15 protein-coding genes are annotated in these 16,478 nt (G+C 70.7%); 9 read left to right on the top strand and 6 right to left on the bottom strand.

Going from position 1 to position 16,478, the window contains the following annotated elements:
• Window position 1: 1 nt before the first annotated feature.
• Window positions 2-874 (bottom strand): serine/threonine protein kinase, encoded by an 873-nt coding sequence (locus AB0G35_RS11855; RefSeq protein WP_360947385.1) that lies wholly within the window; start codon window positions 872-874, stop codon window positions 2-4.
• Window positions 875-1,436: 562 nt separating this feature from the next.
• Between AB0G35_RS11855 and AB0G35_RS11850 the strand changes: the two genes are divergently transcribed.
• Entirely contained in the window at window positions 1,437-2,282 is an 846-nt protein-coding gene (locus AB0G35_RS11850; RefSeq protein WP_360947383.1) for an SDR family oxidoreductase, read from the top strand.
• Between the two features lie 187 nt (window positions 2,283-2,469).
• On the opposite strand, the gene AB0G35_RS11845 is transcribed toward AB0G35_RS11850, so the two are convergent.
• Both AB0G35_RS11845 and AB0G35_RS11840 read right to left on the bottom strand, forming a co-directional pair.
• On the bottom strand, window positions 2,470-3,507 hold the full coding sequence (locus AB0G35_RS11845) for a D-alanine--D-alanine ligase (RefSeq protein WP_360947381.1): 1,038 nt from the start codon (window positions 3,505-3,507) through the stop codon (window positions 2,470-2,472).
• A 68-nt stretch (window positions 3,508-3,575) separates the two neighbouring features.
• Window positions 3,576-4,043: a GNAT family N-acetyltransferase gene (locus tag AB0G35_RS11840; RefSeq protein WP_360947379.1), complete on the bottom strand. Its 468-nt coding sequence runs from the start codon at window positions 4,041-4,043 to the stop codon at window positions 3,576-3,578.
• A gap of 163 nt (window positions 4,044-4,206) precedes the next feature.
• Between AB0G35_RS11840 and AB0G35_RS11835 the strand changes: the two genes are divergently transcribed.
• From AB0G35_RS11835 to AB0G35_RS11815, 5 genes are all read left to right on the top strand, one after another.
• Window positions 4,207-4,938: a hypothetical protein gene (locus AB0G35_RS11835; protein ID WP_360947377.1), complete on the top strand. Its 732-nt coding sequence runs from the start codon at window positions 4,207-4,209 to the stop codon at window positions 4,936-4,938.
• 870 nt (window positions 4,939-5,808) lie between these two features.
• Window positions 5,809-7,479, top strand: coding sequence for a M48 family metalloprotease (locus tag AB0G35_RS11830; protein ID WP_360947375.1), 1,671 nt, complete (start codon window positions 5,809-5,811; stop codon window positions 7,477-7,479).
• A 108-nt stretch (window positions 7,480-7,587) separates the two neighbouring features.
• Window positions 7,588-8,427, top strand: coding sequence for a DUF1963 domain-containing protein (locus tag AB0G35_RS11825; protein ID WP_360947373.1), 840 nt, complete (start codon window positions 7,588-7,590; stop codon window positions 8,425-8,427).
• Between the two features lie 239 nt (window positions 8,428-8,666).
• Window positions 8,667-9,140 (top strand): carboxymuconolactone decarboxylase family protein, encoded by a 474-nt coding sequence (locus AB0G35_RS11820; RefSeq protein ID WP_360947371.1) that lies wholly within the window; start codon window positions 8,667-8,669, stop codon window positions 9,138-9,140.
• A 258-nt stretch (window positions 9,141-9,398) separates the two neighbouring features.
• On the top strand, window positions 9,399-10,313 hold the full coding sequence (locus AB0G35_RS11815; RefSeq protein ID WP_360947369.1) for an RNA polymerase sigma-70 factor: 915 nt from the start codon (window positions 9,399-9,401) through the stop codon (window positions 10,311-10,313).
• A gap of 32 nt (window positions 10,314-10,345) precedes the next feature.
• Here AB0G35_RS11815 and AB0G35_RS11810 read toward each other — a convergent pair whose 3' ends face one another.
• The gene (locus tag AB0G35_RS11810) at window positions 10,346-11,068 is read right to left on the bottom strand and encodes a DUF6333 family protein (RefSeq protein ID WP_360947367.1); all 723 of its coding nucleotides are present in this window, start codon (window positions 11,066-11,068) and stop codon (window positions 10,346-10,348) included.
• Window positions 11,069-11,332: 264 nt separating this feature from the next.
• Here AB0G35_RS11810 and AB0G35_RS11805 point away from each other — a divergent pair, with 264 nt between their 5' ends.
• The gene (locus tag AB0G35_RS11805; RefSeq protein ID WP_360947365.1) at window positions 11,333-12,052 is read left to right on the top strand and encodes a dienelactone hydrolase family protein; all 720 of its coding nucleotides are present in this window, start codon (window positions 11,333-11,335) and stop codon (window positions 12,050-12,052) included.
• Window positions 12,053-12,106: 54 nt separating this feature from the next.
• On the opposite strand, the gene AB0G35_RS11800 is transcribed toward AB0G35_RS11805, so the two are convergent.
• Window positions 12,107-12,559: an Lrp/AsnC family transcriptional regulator gene (locus tag AB0G35_RS11800; protein WP_360947363.1), complete on the bottom strand. Its 453-nt coding sequence runs from the start codon at window positions 12,557-12,559 to the stop codon at window positions 12,107-12,109.
• A gap of 112 nt (window positions 12,560-12,671) precedes the next feature.
• Here AB0G35_RS11800 and AB0G35_RS11795 point away from each other — a divergent pair, with 112 nt between their 5' ends.
• Both AB0G35_RS11795 and AB0G35_RS11790 read left to right on the top strand, forming a co-directional pair.
• Entirely contained in the window at window positions 12,672-13,463 is a 792-nt protein-coding gene (locus AB0G35_RS11795; RefSeq protein ID WP_360947361.1) for a LysE family transporter, read from the top strand.
• Window positions 13,464-13,795: 332 nt separating this feature from the next.
• Complete coding sequence (locus AB0G35_RS11790) at window positions 13,796-15,457, top strand: helix-turn-helix domain-containing protein (protein WP_360947359.1); 1,662 nt, start codon at window positions 13,796-13,798, stop codon at window positions 15,455-15,457.
• A gap of 59 nt (window positions 15,458-15,516) precedes the next feature.
• Here the strand turns inward: AB0G35_RS11790 and AB0G35_RS11785 are convergent, their stop codons facing one another.
• Window positions 15,517-16,308 carry an inositol monophosphatase family protein gene (locus AB0G35_RS11785; RefSeq protein WP_360947357.1) on the bottom strand — a complete coding sequence of 264 codons (792 nt, stop codon included), beginning with the start codon at window positions 16,306-16,308 and terminating at the stop codon, window positions 15,517-15,519.
• Between the last annotated feature and the right edge of the window lie 170 nt (window positions 16,309-16,478).

Here is a 16,478-nt window from a genome sequence, read left to right as displayed (position 1 = left end):
CTCAGTTCCCTTGGGTGGGGAGAGCGGCGGCGAGGACCTCCGCCGACTGACGGGACAACGCCTCGACGACCCGGCCGGGCAGCGACACCGGTTCCGTGGAGCCGGTCAGCGCGCCGTACGCCGCGCCCGGCAGCAACTCCGCGAGCACCCTTGCCGGTTCGGGCCGGCCCTGCGGGTCGCGCGAACGGCACGCCGTGATGATGTCCCGCAGGGCGGCGGGGATCTCCTGCCGCTCGGGCACGGTGTGCCCAGTCGCCGCGTACGCCAGCACGGCACCCAGGGCGTAGACGTCCGCGGCCCGGTCCGCCGCGCCGCCCGCCGCCAGCTCGGGTGCCAGGCAGCCGGTCTCCAGCCCGGCTGCCTGGGCGGGGGAGGCCCCTGCCAGTGGGTTCGCGCGGGTCGCACCGAAGCAGCCCAGCAGCGGTCCGCAGGCGGTCAGCAGGACGCCCGCCGGGCAGACACCGCCGTGCACGAGGCCCAGGACGTGGGCCGAGGCGAGGGCTTCGGCCAGCGTGCCGCCGAGCGTGCGGACAAACGGTTCCGGCAGCGGGCCGCCGTGCGCGGCCAGGACGGCGGGCAACGGCAGTGCGGGCCGGTAGGGGGAGGCGTACCAGGGGAAGGCCGGTGTCCCCCCGAGCTGGCCGACCGGCCAGAACCCGGGCTGGGTCAGCCGGGCCGCCTGCTGCACCTCGGCGGCCCACCGCGCCGGGTCACCGCCGGGCGCGGGCAGACACACCAGCACGGTCTGCCCGCCGTCCGCGCTCCGGGCCAGATAGCGGCGTTCGGGAACGCCCCGGCTGCCGTCGGCGTCGAGGCGCGCCAACGTCACAAATTCCCCGATCCGCGCAGGCTCGTCCTGTCGCAGCCGCTCCACTCGTTACTCCCCCGTCAGGCTCGTTACGGACGTGAGCCTATATACGGCGGGGACGCGGGCCGGAAGGGGGGCCGCATCCGCGGCGACGGACGCCGCATGGCGCCCGAAGTGCGGGTCTTTGTCCGGGAGGGCGAGGCGGGCGATCGCTGGGAGGCGGAGGCGGAGAGCGGAGGGCGAAGGGCGGAGGGCGGAGGCGGGGAACGGAAGGCCCCCGAGCCTCCCGCCGCCGTCCTGCCGTCCCGCCGTCCTGTCGTCCCGCCGCCCCACCGTCCTGTCGTCCTGCCGTCCCACCGTTGCCGTCCGCGGCCGCCCCGCCGCCCGCCGCCTATCATCCGGGCAGTCCGTGACCTCATCAGGCCACCGGTGACTGGCAGCCGCCCCGGCAGTCGCTCCGGCTACGTGTCTGAGTGAAGGAGCAGGCACATTGCTGCCTTGGTGGCGGCGGAGGGGCGTAGGGCTTCCGCCGGCGGTGGGGGAGGGGAACAGCGCTGCTGCGAGGGGCGCCATGACGGTGTGTTGCATTCTTGGCGGACTCACTGCTACTGCCTCAAGGAGGCAAACGATGATTCTGGTGACCGGTGCGAGTGGGAACGTCGGAACGGCTCTCCTGGCTCGTCTTTCTGCCGACGGTGTGCTCGCGCGTGCGGCGTATCGTGATCCGCGCATCACGGCCCGGGTGATGGGATCGGGCGGCCAGGCGGTCACGCTTGATCTGGGCAAGCCGGACACGCTCGGGCCCGCGCTGGAGGGCGTCGAGTCCCTCTTCCTGCTCGGCGCGACGGGCCCGGACCAGACCACGCACGAACTCAACATGGTGGAAGCCGCCCGTGCCGCGGGTGTGCGGGTGGTCAAGCTGTCGGTCTGGCGGGCCGAGGAAGGGCTTTCGCCGATCGCCCGGCTGCATCGGCCCGTCGAACGGGCACTCGCCACGTCCGGGCTGCCCTGGACGATCCTGCGCCCCAACTTCTATCTGCAGAACTTCCTGAATCAGCGGTCCATCCGCGAGGCCGGGGAATTCCGCCTGCCACTGATCACCGCACCCATAAGCTTCATCGACGTCGGCGATATCGCCGACGTCGCCGCGCGGGTCCTCACTACCGGTGGCCACGACGGCTGCGTGTACGACCTCACCGGGCCCGAGGCACTGACCTACGCCGACGTCGCGGAAGTGTTCTCCGACGTCCTCGGCAAGCCGGTGCGCTATGTGGGCCTGCCGGACGACGAAGCGCGCGCGGCCATGCTGAGCCGCGGAATGCCGGAGTTCTCCGCCGATGCCCTGGTAGAAGTGGCCCGCGCCTACCGCGACGGCGGCGCCGAGACCGTCACTTCGGCCGTGGCCGATCTCACCGGCCGCAAGGCCCTCGGATGTGCCGAATTCGTGCGCCGGCACCGGCACGTGTTCAGTTGACCCATCACGCCCGAGCGGCCGTGTTCCAGGGCTACCGCCAGTCGACCAAGGCCGTCGGCCCGGCGGCCCGACAGGCCGAGGCCGCTGCCCGCCTCTGGTCCCAGTGGGTGCACACACCAAGGGGAGGCGGTGATCGTGTCCGGCAGGCCCCTGCGGTCCGGACGCCTGCGCTGCGAGACGTCCGGGTTCAGCGCGCCGAGAGCTCCGTGATGCGCCGGATCAGGTCGGGGTAGGTCCAGCCGGCCCCGGTCGCCGCGAGCGGCAGCAGGCTCGTCGCCGTCAGGCCCGGGAGGGCGTTCACTTCGATGCACATCGGCGCGCCGCCGGCATCGCAGCGAAAGTCGGTACGGGAGTACGCGTTGCCGCCGAACCCGAGAGCCTGATGCGCACGCAGCGCCAACTCCTGCAGCTGGTGGGCGAATTCGTCCGGCACCGGTGCCGGACACACTTCGTTGACCGCCCCGGGCTGGTACTTGGCCGTGTAGTCGAACACCGACGTCGTCAGCTCGATCTCCACCACGGGGAGCACCTGGTCGCCGACCACGGCCACGGTGAACTCCCGCCCGGAAAGGAACGGCTCCACCATCAGCTCCGCCTCACCGGAGCGCATCTCGGCCGCGAGCTGCGCCAGCCGCGGGAGCGAGTCGACGTAGTGGACCGACACGCTCGATCCGTCCGCGACCGGTTTGACCACCACCGGCCCGGCGGTCAGGAGCCGTGTCACGGCCTCCGGCAGCTCATGTGCGGCCGGCCGCCACAGCACCCGCTCGGCCACCGGGAGGCCTGTCGCACCCAGTACCGCTTGGGTGCGCCCCTTGTGCCACGCCGCCGCGCAGGCCGCGCTGCCGGCGCCCGTGAACCGCACGCCCGCCATCTCCAGCAGCGCCTGCACATGCCCGTCCTCGCCCCAGCCGCCGTGCAGCGCCAGGAACACCAACTCCGCGTCCCGCAGCAGTTCCAGGACCGGGCCGCCGGTCAAGGAGGCGTGCATGCGCCGCCTCAGCCGATCCCGGTCTGCCGGGGAAGGCGGCTCCTTGCCCACCATGGACCCGTCGACCGCGTCACCGGGGCGCAGCGGCCCTGCCAGCACCGGCACCGCAGCGGCCGGGTCGACCAGCACCACCTCGTGCCCCCGGTCGAGCAAGGCCCCGGCGACCGACCGGCCCGAGGCCAGGGAGACCTCGCGCTCCGAGCTCTCCCCGCCACACAAGATCACCACACGCATGCCTGACTCTGTCTCCTTTCTCCGGCCCGGCTCGCCTCGCAGGCGGCCGGCCGGCCCAGTCGGATCGGTCACGTTCCGTCGGCACGGTGGCCGGTCGTCGCTTCCGGCCGGCCCGGGCTCAAGATCATCAGATGCTCGGGGTTCGGTATGGGGGTGAATCCGGCCTTCGCGTAGACCCCGTGCGCGTCGAGCGTGGAGAGCATGAGGCGCTTGAGCCGGTACGGAGCAAGGTGGTCGCGGACCGCACCGGCAAGCCAGGTGCCGAGCCCCTTCCCGCGGTGCGCGGGAGCGACATAGACGTCGCAGAGCCAGGCGAAGGTCGCCCGGTCGGTGACGACCCGCGCGTAAGCGACCTGCGGGCCGGCGGGCTCATAGACGGCGAAGTTGACGGAGTTGCGCACCGACTGCTCGACGGTTTCCCGGCTGCGGCCCAGCGCCCAGAACGCATCCGTCGAGAGCCACTGGTGTACCAGGCCGACGTCGAGGCGGTCGGGGTCGGTGGAGAGCTGGTAGCCGTCTTCCCTGTTTCTGATCACGGGGGCAGCGTAGCGGTGGCACTTGGGTTTTCCAAGGATGTACTTGGGTCGTCCAAGGATGCACTTGGGTCTTCCAAGTGCCGGCATGGCTCCCACGGTCCGAAAAGCGTTTCGAGAGTTCGACGGCCGTGGGGTACGTTTCTGCTGTTCGAAGGGGGACGAAGTGGCGAAGCTGAACCAGATCATCGCTGTCGAAAAGGGTGTCAAGAGCAAGTCGCTCCAGGACATCACCGCGGCTCACCAGAAGCTGCAGAAGCCCGCACAGCTGGCCGGTATCTCGCGTACGTATCAGCCGAAGGACGAAGAGGGCGAGCAGTTGCCGCCCGAGTCCACGCGGGTGCAGGTCAAGTCCGAGGACATACTGCGGGAGATGGCGGCGTCGCTGACCCGGCTGTTCGACGTGACGGCCACCAAGGACTGGGCCAACTGCACGGCCCGCGCCGACATCACGGTCGACGGGCGGACGATCCTCGCCGAAGTCCCGGTCAGCTACCTGCTGTTCCTGGAGAAGCAGCTCGCCGACCTGTACGCCTTCGTCAAGAAGCTCCCGGTGCTCGATGCCGCCGAGTCCTGGTCCCTCGACCCGTCCACGGACTGGTGGAAGACGGACCCGGTCCGCACGATCCGTACGAAGAAGGTCCCGCGCAACCACGTCAAGGCGGAAGCGACCGACAAGCACCCGGCGCAGGTCGAGGTGTATTACGAGGACGTGCCGATCGGTTACTGGACGACGGTGAAGTTCTCCGGAGCACTTCCGGCACGCCGGGTGAACGAGCTGTTGGAGCGGGTCGAGAAGCTCCAGCAGGCGGTCAAGTTCGCCCGCGAGGAGGCCAACGGCGCCGAGGTCACCGACCAGCGCATCGGCGACGCGGTGTTCGGCTACCTCTTCGGCTGACGCCGACCGCTGTCCGCTCGGCCGACATCGGTTGCGGGTAGCATCCACGATCGCCCCCGCGTGCGAGCGCGGGGGTGCGCAACAGGCACGGGCCGGATTGAGGACCGGTCCGTGCGAGCGCAAGCTGAAACTGAAGTTCAGCCTGAAGACGCGGTTCACAGTGAAGGTTCGAGTCCTTCCCCCGGCACTACGGGCCGGGGTGGCCCAACATGGCAGAGGCAAAACCGCATCAATCTCAGACTCTCGCTCCAGCTTCAGCATCGCCGCCGATCGCCGGACCGACCGAGGACGGACGAACGCCGTCGGATGCGAGTTCGAATCTCGCCTGCACCTCTCCGCGGTGCGGTAGTTCAAAGGAAGAACACGACGGCCTGATGACTGATCCGTCCTCTTAAACGCCGCCGGCGTGCGCAATTGGGTGGCATCCCCAGGGGCCCGGGAGCTGGATACGACTCCCGGGCCCCGCCACGTTCCGCGTCAGCGCCTGCGCGCCGGCGTCAGCCCGTCCCGCTGATGGCTCGGCTGGGCCATGGTGCGCCGTATGCGCCCCGAAGTACCGTTCCGGCCAACGGAGTTGGGTTTCCCCCCACGTCGCCTCCGGCACGACTTCCGCGGTCGCGCGACGGAGCGCCGGCAGGACCTTGCGCCGAGAACGGTGAGGGCGATAGGAGTTTGCCCTCCACGCAGGGTCGAGCGGTGAGGGGACGAGGCGATGCCGCAGCACTCGGGACACAGACGCACACCGAACTTATGGGCCGACACCAGCGCCGTTCGGTGCGAGGCGGGCCGGGCGGGGGTGTTCGCCGACGCGGGGGTCGGCGAACCGGCGCTGCCGCGGCCCGGCAGGGGTGCGAACCAGGAGCCGACGTCATGACCGCCGCCTCTTCCCGCCCCTCCCCTTCACCCCGTCGTTCCACAGCGCTCGACATCGAAGCGTTTCCCTCCGACCTCTCGCTGATGCTGACCCTGCTGGTCGCCACGGTGCTGACCCAGGACCTGTTCTTCGCGCTCTGGATGGCCACCCTGCAGGCACCCGTGGCGGAGCTGTGCACGGGTTCGTCCCTCAACTGCCCCAGGGATCCCAGCGCCATGGTCAGCGGCACGATCAACTACCTCATGATGCTGCTCACGCCCGGGCTCGTGATCGGGGTGCACACCGGCTGGCGCCGGCAGCGGCGTTCCACGCCGCTGGCCGAGACCCCCTTCCGCGGCGTCGGCGAGGCGGTGCAGAACCTCGTCACGGAAGCCCGGCTGCATCGCGAGCCGACCGTGATGGTGGACCCGCGGCTGGCGTCGGGAGCGTACGTCACCGGGCAACGAGGTCGGCCCCTGCTGATGCTCAGCCCGGGCCTGCTGGTGCTCCGCGAGAAGAGCGACCACGGACGGCGGATCTTCGAGGCCGTGGTCCGGCATGAGCTCGCGCATCTTCGGGGCGGGGACCTTCAGGCGTACAACCTGCTGACGGTGTTCCGTCCCTCCAACCTGTTCGCCGGGGCCTTCATCGCCTTCGCCATGACACTGGACGTGCTCAACCGCAACTCCACGCCGGGAGCGATGGTGGTCGCCCTGGCCCGGGTCGTCCTGCTCACCCTGCTCGGCGAGCTGATCGTCCGCGCCTACCTGAGGATCCGCGAACACCATGCGGACGTGCACGCCGGAATGACCGACCCGGAGGGCCTGCTCGCCGCCCTCGGCGCGGAGGCCGGCAGCGCGGACGGTACGGGTGCGGCACGGCTGCGGTCCTGGCTGCGCCACCACCCCATGGGAACGGAACGGGTCGGCGTGGCCAGGTCCCCGGGCCGCGTGCTCGCCTCCTCGCCGGGACGGGTGTTCCTCGGTGCGACCGTCGCGGGTGTGCTGCTGCCGACGCTCCAGGACATGCTGCTGCGGTTCTACGGCCCGAGGGACGGCTTCTTCACCCCGGTGCTGTGCGGGCTGCTCGTCGGAGTGGGGCTGACGCTGTTCGTGGGGTTCACGCTCTGGCGCCACCAGTGGTACGCGGGTGGTCCGGCCGGGCTCGGCCGGTCGGCGCTCACCGGTGTGACCGTGGCCGCCGGTGTGGTGGTGGGCAGTTGGCTCGCCCTCTACACGAGGGTTTCCGGTTACGGCCTCTCCGGCATGCCGTTGGCCCCGTCCTTCCTGGCTGCGCTGGCCGCCGTGGCGGTGCTGCTGTGCGGCTGGCTCACGGTGGTCGGGGCCCAGTGGTTCCGGGGCGACCCACAGGCGCAACGCATGCCACGGTTCCTGAAACTGGCCGTTCTTCCCGCGTGCCTGCTCGGCGGGTGGCTGATCGCCGGAATCTGGACGTGGGGAGTGACCCTTCAGGGCGTGCTGACCGGCTGCTCGACCCAAGGGTACGTGTGTCGGTCGGACGCGCCGGAGTGGGACGTCGCCAGGATGGTGACCGGATTCTTCGGCCAGGGACCGGTGCTGGTGACGGTGGTTGTCCTTGCCGTGGCCGTCCCGCTGGCCGCCCGTTTCACCGCACCGGTCACCGAAAGACTCTGGCGCGCCGGCCGGCCACCGCGGCGTTCTCCCTGAGCAAGGACAGGTACCCGCCTACCTGCCAGGGTGAGCGAGAGCGCCTGGTTTGTCCGGGCGTACTGCGCGCAGCGGCCTCTGTCAGTGGCGGGTGCTTGACTGGGGCGTATGACCCCAGAGTCCGTGCGTCCTGCCCTCCGGGACTTCTGCGCCGAGCGTCTCGGCCCAGGTCTCGCCGACCGGTTCGTCCGCCTGGCCCGACCTGGTTTCGACCTCACCGAGGCCGCTCCCGGCGAAGCCGCCGGCCACAGCCGGTTCGGCGGCCGGGCGTTGCTCGAACCGGGCACGCCCTGGCCGACGTGCGACGGCTTTCCGTTGAGCCTGATCGCCGTGCTCGACACGGACGCCTTGGCCCCCTGGCTCGACGACGTCCTCCCGGCCGGAACGGGCCTGCTCAACTTCTTCTCCCTCGACACCGACTCCGAGCAGTGCGATCCCGTTTCCTACGAGCTGGCACTCACGTACCACTCCTTCGATGCGCAGTTGGGGAAGGTGATCTCGGCCCGCTCGGCGCACGCCGTCGAGACGAACCCGCCCGCCCGGTCGAGCGTCTTCGACCCGGTCGCCTGGGCAGCCACGCCCGGGTTCGACTTCCCCGACACCTGGGACCCGGCCTGGGACGCCCTCGACCTCGGACCGGATGCCGACCACATGGCCAGGGCCATGCCCGGTCAGTACGTGGAGGAGTTGCTCACCGACTGGTCGGGGCGACCGGGTGCCCTCGTTGCCGAGGACCTGGCCTTCGGCTGGCCGACGTTCCCCACGGGGAGCTCGCCGACCGTGCCGTGGGGCGAAGACCCCACCACCTACCACCACCTGCTCCAGCTGTCCGGACAGGAGGAGTGGTACCTGGGCGGCGACGGCGGCTGGATGCACTGGTCGATACCCACCGACGCGCTGCGGACCGGCGACTTCAGCCGGGCGATCCCGACCCCGGACATATGGTGACCGCAGAACGAGCGGATTCCGTCCGGGGATGCGGGGAGCCTGAGCCTGAGCCAGAGCCTGAGTGGTCCCGCTGTGTGATCGACTTCCGCGAGGGCGCCGCACCGGTCCCCCACCGCGGACCTCCTCAGCCGACGTGGGCCGGCAGCGGGAGCGACGCAGGTCACATCCGTCCATGTCACAGGGGGTCGGGCCACCCCGTCTCAGGGGTGTAGTCACTGACAACCGCAGAGGAGCACACCATGGACGCGCGACTGAACTACTTCGCCAGCCCGACCGCCGGCAAGGCCCTCAAGTACGTCATGTCGGCGGGCAAGGTGATCAAGGACTCGCCGTTGCCGGCCGCGACGCAGGAGTTGGTGGCGCTGCGCGTGAGCCAGATCAACGGCTGCGCCGGCTGCATCGACATGCACACCAAGGAGGCCGCGGCTGCCGGTGAGACCTCGGTGCGGCTGAACCTGGTCGTGGCCTGGCGGGAGGCCACGGTCTTCACCGAGGCCGAGCGTGCCGCGCTGGAGCTGGCGGAGGAGGGGACCCGGGTCGCGGATGCTGCCGGCGGGGTCAGCGACGAGGTGTGGGCGAACGCCGCCAAGCACTACGACGAGGAGCAGCTCAACGCCCTGGTGATCTTGGTCTCCTTCATGAACATGGTGAACCGGCTGAACGTCATCTCCCAGCAGCCGGCCGGCAACTACGAGCCCGGGCAGTTCCACTGACCGGCACCAGCAACCGGCTCGGGGCCCGCCCTGGGGCTCCGAGCCCTCTCGCTCACGACCCCGGGCTCATGACCCCGGGCTCAAGACCTCCGGGCTCAAGACCTCCGGGCTCAAGACCTCCGGGCTCAAGACCTCCGGGCTCGTGGCCTCCGGGCCGTGGCCCTACTCTGGCCTGTCGACGGGGCTGCACGATCATCAAGAACATGTCTGCGCCGGCGAGTACGGCCGGGGGCGGGCTTCACGGGGAGGGGATGCGGCGTGCGCAAGGTCGAGGAGTTCGAGGAGCTACGGCCGCTGCTGTTTTCGATCGCCTATCGGATCCTGGGCAGTGTGGGGGAGGCCGAGGACGCGGTGCAGGAGACGTGGCTGCGCTTCGACGCTTCGGCCACCCGGCCCACCTCGACCAAGGCCTATCTGTCGGCCGCGGTGACGCGGATCTCGATCGATGTACTGCGCTCCGCGCGGGTCCGGCGGGAGGAGTACATGGGCCCGTGGTTCCCCGAGCCGCTGCTGAGCGATCCGTATCAGGATCCGGCGCGGTCGGTCGAGCTCGCCGACTCGGTGTCGATGGCGGCGCTGCTCCTGCTGGAGCGCCTCAGCCCGCTGGAGCGGGCGGTGTTCGTGCTGCGGGAGGTGTTCGGCTTCGGGTTCGACGAGGTCGCCGCGGCGGTGGGGCGCTCCGAAGCGGCGTGCCGACAGCTCCTGGTGCGGGCGCGACGGCATATGGAAGCCGGACGGCCGCGCTTCGAAGCGGTCCGCGAAGAGCGGGAGGAACTGGCTTCGCGATTCTTCGACGCCCTCCGCGAAGGCGACGTGGCCGGTCTGCAGGAACTCCTCGCCGCCGACGTATCGATGGTCGGCGACGGCGGCGGCAAGGCCCCGCAGCTGGCCAGGGCCGTCATCGGCCCCGAGAAGGTCGCCAGGCTCCTTGCCTCCGTCTTCCCCAGGATGGCCCGGATCGATGTGTCCTTCGAGCCGCACGACATCAACGGCCAGCCGGGCGCGATCTTCCGCGACCGGGACGGCAAGGTGCTCCACACCCTGGTGCTCGACGTGCTCGACGGGCAGATCCAGACCATCCGCTCGGTGATCAATCCTGACAAGCTCGGCCACATCGGGCCGGTCGCCGACGCCTGGGCCCTTGACCGCGAGATGAAGCAGACCCGTCGGTAGCGGACTCGACCACGGAGAGGGCACGCCTGGCCTCAGCCGCCGAGGAAGTACAGCTTCTCCATGCGGTAGGTGGAGCTCACGGTGTGGCGGACCGTGAAGACGGAAGTCTCCGGGTGCGTCCAGGGCCACGGGTCTGCCTCGCCCAGGGCCAGGCCGACGAAGGCCGCCCACTCCACTTCCTCGGGCCCGGCGTTCAGGTCGACGTCGATGTCCTCCAGCATCTCACCGGTGATGCCGAGGGCAGCGGCAACCGCGTGGGGATCGCCGGTCAACTCCCAGGGCTCCATCCCGGGCCAGCCGGAGGCGTGGAACATGGTGCCGTCAGGAAGCCAGACGATGTCCTCGGTGTGGGACTCGCCGCAGTCCACCTCCACCCGTCCGACGATCCGGGCATCCGGGTAGCGCTCGCGCAGCCGGCCCACCTCGTACAGCAGCGGGGTGTCGTTGCCGTCGCCACCGAGCGCGGGATCGCTGATCCCCAATACGGGGCCCCATGCCCCGGCCTGTATCTGGTCGAGGTCGGCTCGCTCGCTGGGGTACAGGATCTGGTTTGCGGGCCGGGTCTCGATCTCTCCCAGCACCTCATCGACGGTGCCGAAGGAACGGGCGAACTCCCTTGCCCGGACGGGGTCGTTGGCCGGGAGGGTGTGGGCGGTCGCCGTGAACGGCGGTGGGAGGACGGTGATGTCGCATCTGCCCATGCTGCCGCGCACCATGCGGTCCGCCGGCGTGGTCCAGAAACTGATGTCGGTCATGCATCACACGGTAGTGCGGACCACTGACAGGCCCCTGCGGACCGTCGGCCGCGATCGTCGGCCGCTACCGTCGGCCGCGGTCGACGGTCGTGCATCGACGGCCGCGATCGACGGTGCCGCCTCGACAGTCGTCAACTTGCCCTTCTGTGCGGCGACTTCATGCGTTTTCCCGTGTCCGGTGTGACGGACGTTGCGTGAGCCTAGGATTGCGGCGACATTCGGCAATCAAGGCACGGGGAATCACGGGGGAATGATGACTGGCCAGTGGGAGAGGCTCGCGAAGCCGGTGGCATCGAGGCGTATGTGCACCGCCCGGAGGGTGAGGTGCGGGGCGCGGTGGTGATCTGCTCCGAGCTGTACGGAGTGAACGCCTACGTCCGCGACACCTGCGCCGAGTTGGCGGCGGCCGGGTATGTGGCGCTGGCACCCGACTACTACTGGCGCAACGCCCGCCGAACCGCGCTCGGGTACTCGGTCGAGGAGCGCGAGGACGGTCTGGCGCTGATGCGCGCCCTGGACCGGGACGAGTTGGTGGCCGATGCCTCGGCGGCGCTGTCGGTGGCGCGTGCTGAGGCCGGGGAGCGGGGCGTGGCCTTCCTCGGACTGAGCATGGGCGGACACATCGCCCTGCGGGCGGCGACCGAGCTGCGCTTCGAATTGGCCGCCGTCTTCTACCCGGGGTGGCTACTGAACAGCGGCTTCCCCCTGGTCGGCCCGGTGCCCTCGTTGGAGACCAGTGAGCGGATCGCCGAGGGCGGCGCCTTCCTGCTGGGCTTCCGCCGCGAGCTGGACCACATCATCCCGGCCGAGGAGTGGGAGCAGGCCGAACGGCGGCTCACCGAGGCCAAGGTGCCGCACGAGCTGGTGACCTACCCGGGCGCGCGGCACGGCTTCGCCTGCGCGGACCGCCCGGAGGACTACGACCCGCACGCGGGCGCGGATGCCTGGCGGAAGGTCTATGCCGCCTTGGCATCGCACCTCTAGGGATGGCAGTGACTGGTCACTCGGGCAGTGGTCGGTCACTCGGGCAGTGACCGGTCACTCGGGCAGTGGTCGGTCGTCGATGACGTTCTTCATCACGAGGGTGGAGGTCAGCCGCTGGACGCCCGGCAGCTTGGCCAGCTGCTGGTCGTAGAGCTGCTGGTAGGCGGCCAGGTCGGTGGTGGCGACCCGCAAGAGGTAGTCGGGTTCGCCGAAGAGGCGCTGGGCCTGGATCACGTGCGGGATGGCGGTCACGGCCTCTTCGAAGGCGGTGACGGTGTCGCGGTCCTCCCAGCGCAGAGTGGCGAAGACGAGAGCTTCGAAGTTCAGGCCGATGGCAGCCGGCTCGACGACGGCGCGGTAGCCGCGGATGGCGCCCTCGCGTTCGAGGTCGCGCAGGCGGCGGTGGCAGGGCGACACGCTCAGCTGCACGCGGGCGGCCAGCTCCGTGACGGTCAGGCGGCCGTCCAACTGCAGCTCGGTAAGAATTTTCCGGTCGAGGGCATCCATGGAGAAGATTCTCCCTCACGAGCCGCGATCTTGGGGTAAGAACAGAAACACTTTCTGGCTGGTCCAGCCTAGGTTTTCCTCTCAGAGCAAGGAACGTGAGAGGAATCGATCGATGCACATGACAACGCTGGCGGCTTTTCTGGCGGTGGATCTGCTGCTGGTGTTCACTCCGGGCGCGGACTGGGCCTATGCGATCTCGGCGGGGTTGCGGGACCGGTCGGTGGTTCCTGCGGTCGCCGGGCTGATAGCCGGATACGCGGGCTACACGCTGCTCGCCGTGGCCGGCCTGGTGGTGCTCGTGGCGAGCTCGCCGCCCGTGCTCACCGCGCTGACCGTCGCCGGTGCCGCTTACCTGATGTGGTTGGGCTGGGGCGTACTGTCGCGGCCGGTGGCCCTGGGCGCGGCCACGGAGACGAACTTGGACGCGCCCACGGCGACGAAGGCTTCCACGACGGTGGCATCCACAACGGTGGCATCCACGACGGTGGCCCCCTCCGCGGTGGCCCCCTCCGCGGTGGCCCCCTCGACGGTGGTGTCCTCTACGGCGCCCTCCTCAACGCTGGTGTCCTCTGCGGTGGCCTCCTCGACGACGGCCGCGTCGCGCGGGCGGATCATGCTCAAGGGTGCCGGCATCAGCGGTCTGAACCCCAAGGCGCTGTTGCTGTACTTCTCGCTGTTCCCGCAGTTCATCAACCCTGAGGGTGGCTGGCCGGTTGCCGCACAGACCGGTCTGCTCGGCATTCTCCACATGACGGCCTGCGCCCTGGTCTACCTCACCGTCGGCGTCCTGGCCCGCACCGTCCTGAAGACCCGCCCTTCGGCGGCCCGAGCGGTCATGCGGGTCTCCGGTGCCATGATGATCGTCATCGGCGCGTTCCTGCTCGCGGAACGCCTCGCCGGCTGACGCACCCGCCCCACCGGACCCACCTGTCCAAGGCCGCGGGAATCGAAGCGCTCGACATGATCGAGACGGCGCTGGAGGCCGCGGGTCTGCTGCCACTGGTCGACTCGACCGAGGCACCGGTCGACGCCGCGCCGGGTTCGTCATCAAGGCAGCCGTGATCACCCCAGCCGCGATCAACCCAGCCGCCCCAGCCGCGATCAACGATGTTCGTGATCGCTCGGTTGGTGATCGCTCACGTTCGTTCTCAGGTACGAACGCACTCGCCTATCCTCGTCCGCACGCACCAACCCGGGGGCCGGTAACGGTCCTAACCTGCGGAGATGATCAGGCGCATGTCGTCGCACCCCGCCAGAAGCTTGAGCCGGGTGCTCAAGGACTTCGGCTCCACCCTGCTGGACCTGTCGTACGGCGACGCCGAGGCGGCCGAGGAGATCGGCGGCGTCGGCATCCACGACCCGCATGACGACCAGCAGTATCCGCAGCGCGCCATCGTGCTCGGCGTCGGTGTTCATGGAGCCGAGCAGATCTCCCGGCTCCTGCGGGAGCTCGCCGTTCCTCGGGCCGCGGCTCTGGTGGTCCGGGGCCCGGTCGAGGACGCGGGCGAGCTCGAACAGGTCGTGGCCGAGACCGGTGTGGCGCTGCTGGCCCTGACCCGTGGCGCGTCCTGGGCCCAGCTGGCGGCGATGCTGCGGACGCTGCTGTCCGAAGGGGACGTCGGCGAAGCGGGGGCACACACGCTCGGCGGGGTGCCGTCCGGTGACCTCTTCGCGCTGGCCAACGCGATCGCCACCCTGCTGGACGCCCCGATCACCATCGAGGACCGCCGCTCGCGGATCCTGGCCTTCTCCGGCCGGCAGGACGAGGCCGACACCGCCCGCGTGGAGAGCATCCTGGCCCGGCAGGTGCCCGATTGCTACCTGCGCGTCCATGAGGAGACCGGGGCCTTCAAGGAGCTGTACCGCAGTGCGGGCCCGGTGCACATTCCTCCGCCGGCCGTCGGTGACGAGGTCGCGCTGCCACGCGTGGCGATCGCGGTGCGCGCGGGGGACGAGATCCTGGGGTCGGTGTGGGCGGCGCTGCGGAAGCCGCTCACCCCCGAGCGCGACCAGGCGTTCCGGGAGGCGGCCAAGCTCACCGCGCTGCACATGCTCCGGTTCCGCGCGGGCACCGACGCCGAGAACAGGCTGCGCGCCGACCTCGTCGCCACCGCTCTGGAGGGCGGGGGAGGGGCGGTCGACGCGCTCGGCCGGCTGGGCCTGGTGAACGAGCCCACCTTGGTCATGGCCATGGGGCCGGCCCCCGGCGCCGGCGAGGACCACGCCCACCTCACCGCCGAGCGCCAGCGCCTCGCGAGCGCCCTGGCCGTCCACCTCACCGCCGTCCAGCCCCGTTCCGCGGTGGCCCTGCTGGGAGACGTGGCGTACGCGCTGTTCCCGGTGGCCGGCGACCCGGCCCAGGCCCGGGAACGTTCCGTGCAGGTGGCGGAGAACTTCCTGCAGCGCACCGGTGGCCGGGCCGGCGCCGTCATCGGCATCGGCCCGGTCGCCCAGGAGCCCGCCGCCCTCCCGCGCTCGCGGGCCAACGCCGACCGGGCGCTGCGCGTACTGCTCAGCGGCGAGAGTGCCCAGCGCGTCGCCTCGATCGCCGACGTGTACGTCGACGCCCTCCTGCTGGAGATGCGGGACCTTGCGATCGCCCACCGCGACGAGCCCTCCGGCCCGCTCGCCCGGCTGACGGCCTACGACACCAAGCACAACGCCCATCTCGTCGAGACGCTGCGGGCGTGGCTGGACGCCTTCGGGGACGTCATCGCCGCCTCTGCGAGCGTGTTCGTCCACCCCAACACGTTCCGCTACCGCCTCCGCCGGGTGGCCGAGGTGGGACAGCTGGACCTGCAGGACCCGTCCGCCCGGTTCGCCGCGATGCTCCAACTCCGCCTGATGGGCAACGGCGAGAGCGGGGGGACGCGTACCGGAGGCGCAGGCCTCCCGTGACCGTATCGAGGGCCGGGCGGCGGTGACCTCTCAGACGCAGTGCCGGCTTCGACCAGGCATCAGTTCCCCATCATGGACATCAGAAGCCGGTGGGTTTCCCGGTCGGCAGCCGCGACGAGGCCGCGACCTGCCGGCCCGACCGGGGCGCCGTCGATCCCCGTGACCACGCAGCCGGCGGCCCGGCACAGGGCGATACCGGCGGCGAAGTGCACGCTCCCGGACAGGTCGCCGCCGTCCGTGACGTACGCGGCGCGCCTGCCGGCGGCGACCCAGGCCAACGCCAGCGTCGTGGAGGCGACCCGGGGCCGGAACCGTTCGGCGAACGCGGGGTGGGCCAGCAGGTCCACGGCCCGGAATCCGGGCGCGCTGGGGAACGGCGGGTCCAGGTTGACGTCCACGAGTGGGGAGGCGGGCGTGGGTGCCAGTCGGGTATCCGCCCCGTCGTGCCGCACCCAGGCGGTCTCACCGTCGGTGCAGAAGATCTCGCCGCTGAACGGGTCGGCCACCGCTGCCGCCCCGTCGCGCAGCGCCACGTTGACGGCCACCAGCATGGTGCCGACGGCGTAGTTCAGCGTGCCGCACAAGGGATCCACCAGCCACTGGCGCGCGGCCTTCGCGGCACCCTGCTGTCCGCCCTCCTCGCCGAGGACGGCGTCGTCCGGCCGGGCGGCACGGAGGACGCCGAGGATCGCCGTCTCGGCCTCCACATCGGCGGCGGTGGCGAAGTCCCCGCCGCCCTTGTCGATACGGGTGAGCCGCCGGCCGTACATGCTGCGCACCACGTCCGCGCCGGCGCGGGCCGCTGCTCTCGCGACCCCGGCATCGTCAAGGGCTGCATACGCGTGGGACATGGCCCGCAGGATAGCGGCGACACCCGGCACACCCCGCCTACGGATGTCGCGCGGGCCGCCCCCGCGCATGTCCGACCGGTGCCCGGCGGGCGGCCGGTCCGCCGGGCACCGGCGTTCCTCACGGATTCGGTTCCGGGCACCAATCGGCTCCCCAGATTGTCACCGGGCTA

This window comes from Streptomyces sp. NPDC021749 (assembly GCF_040640655.1).
In the GTDB taxonomy this organism is placed as follows: Bacteria; Actinomycetota; Actinomycetes; order Streptomycetales; family Streptomycetaceae; genus Streptomyces.
Note: the sequence above shows the minus strand (reverse complement) of the source record. Positions and strands in the feature narration are given on the sequence as shown.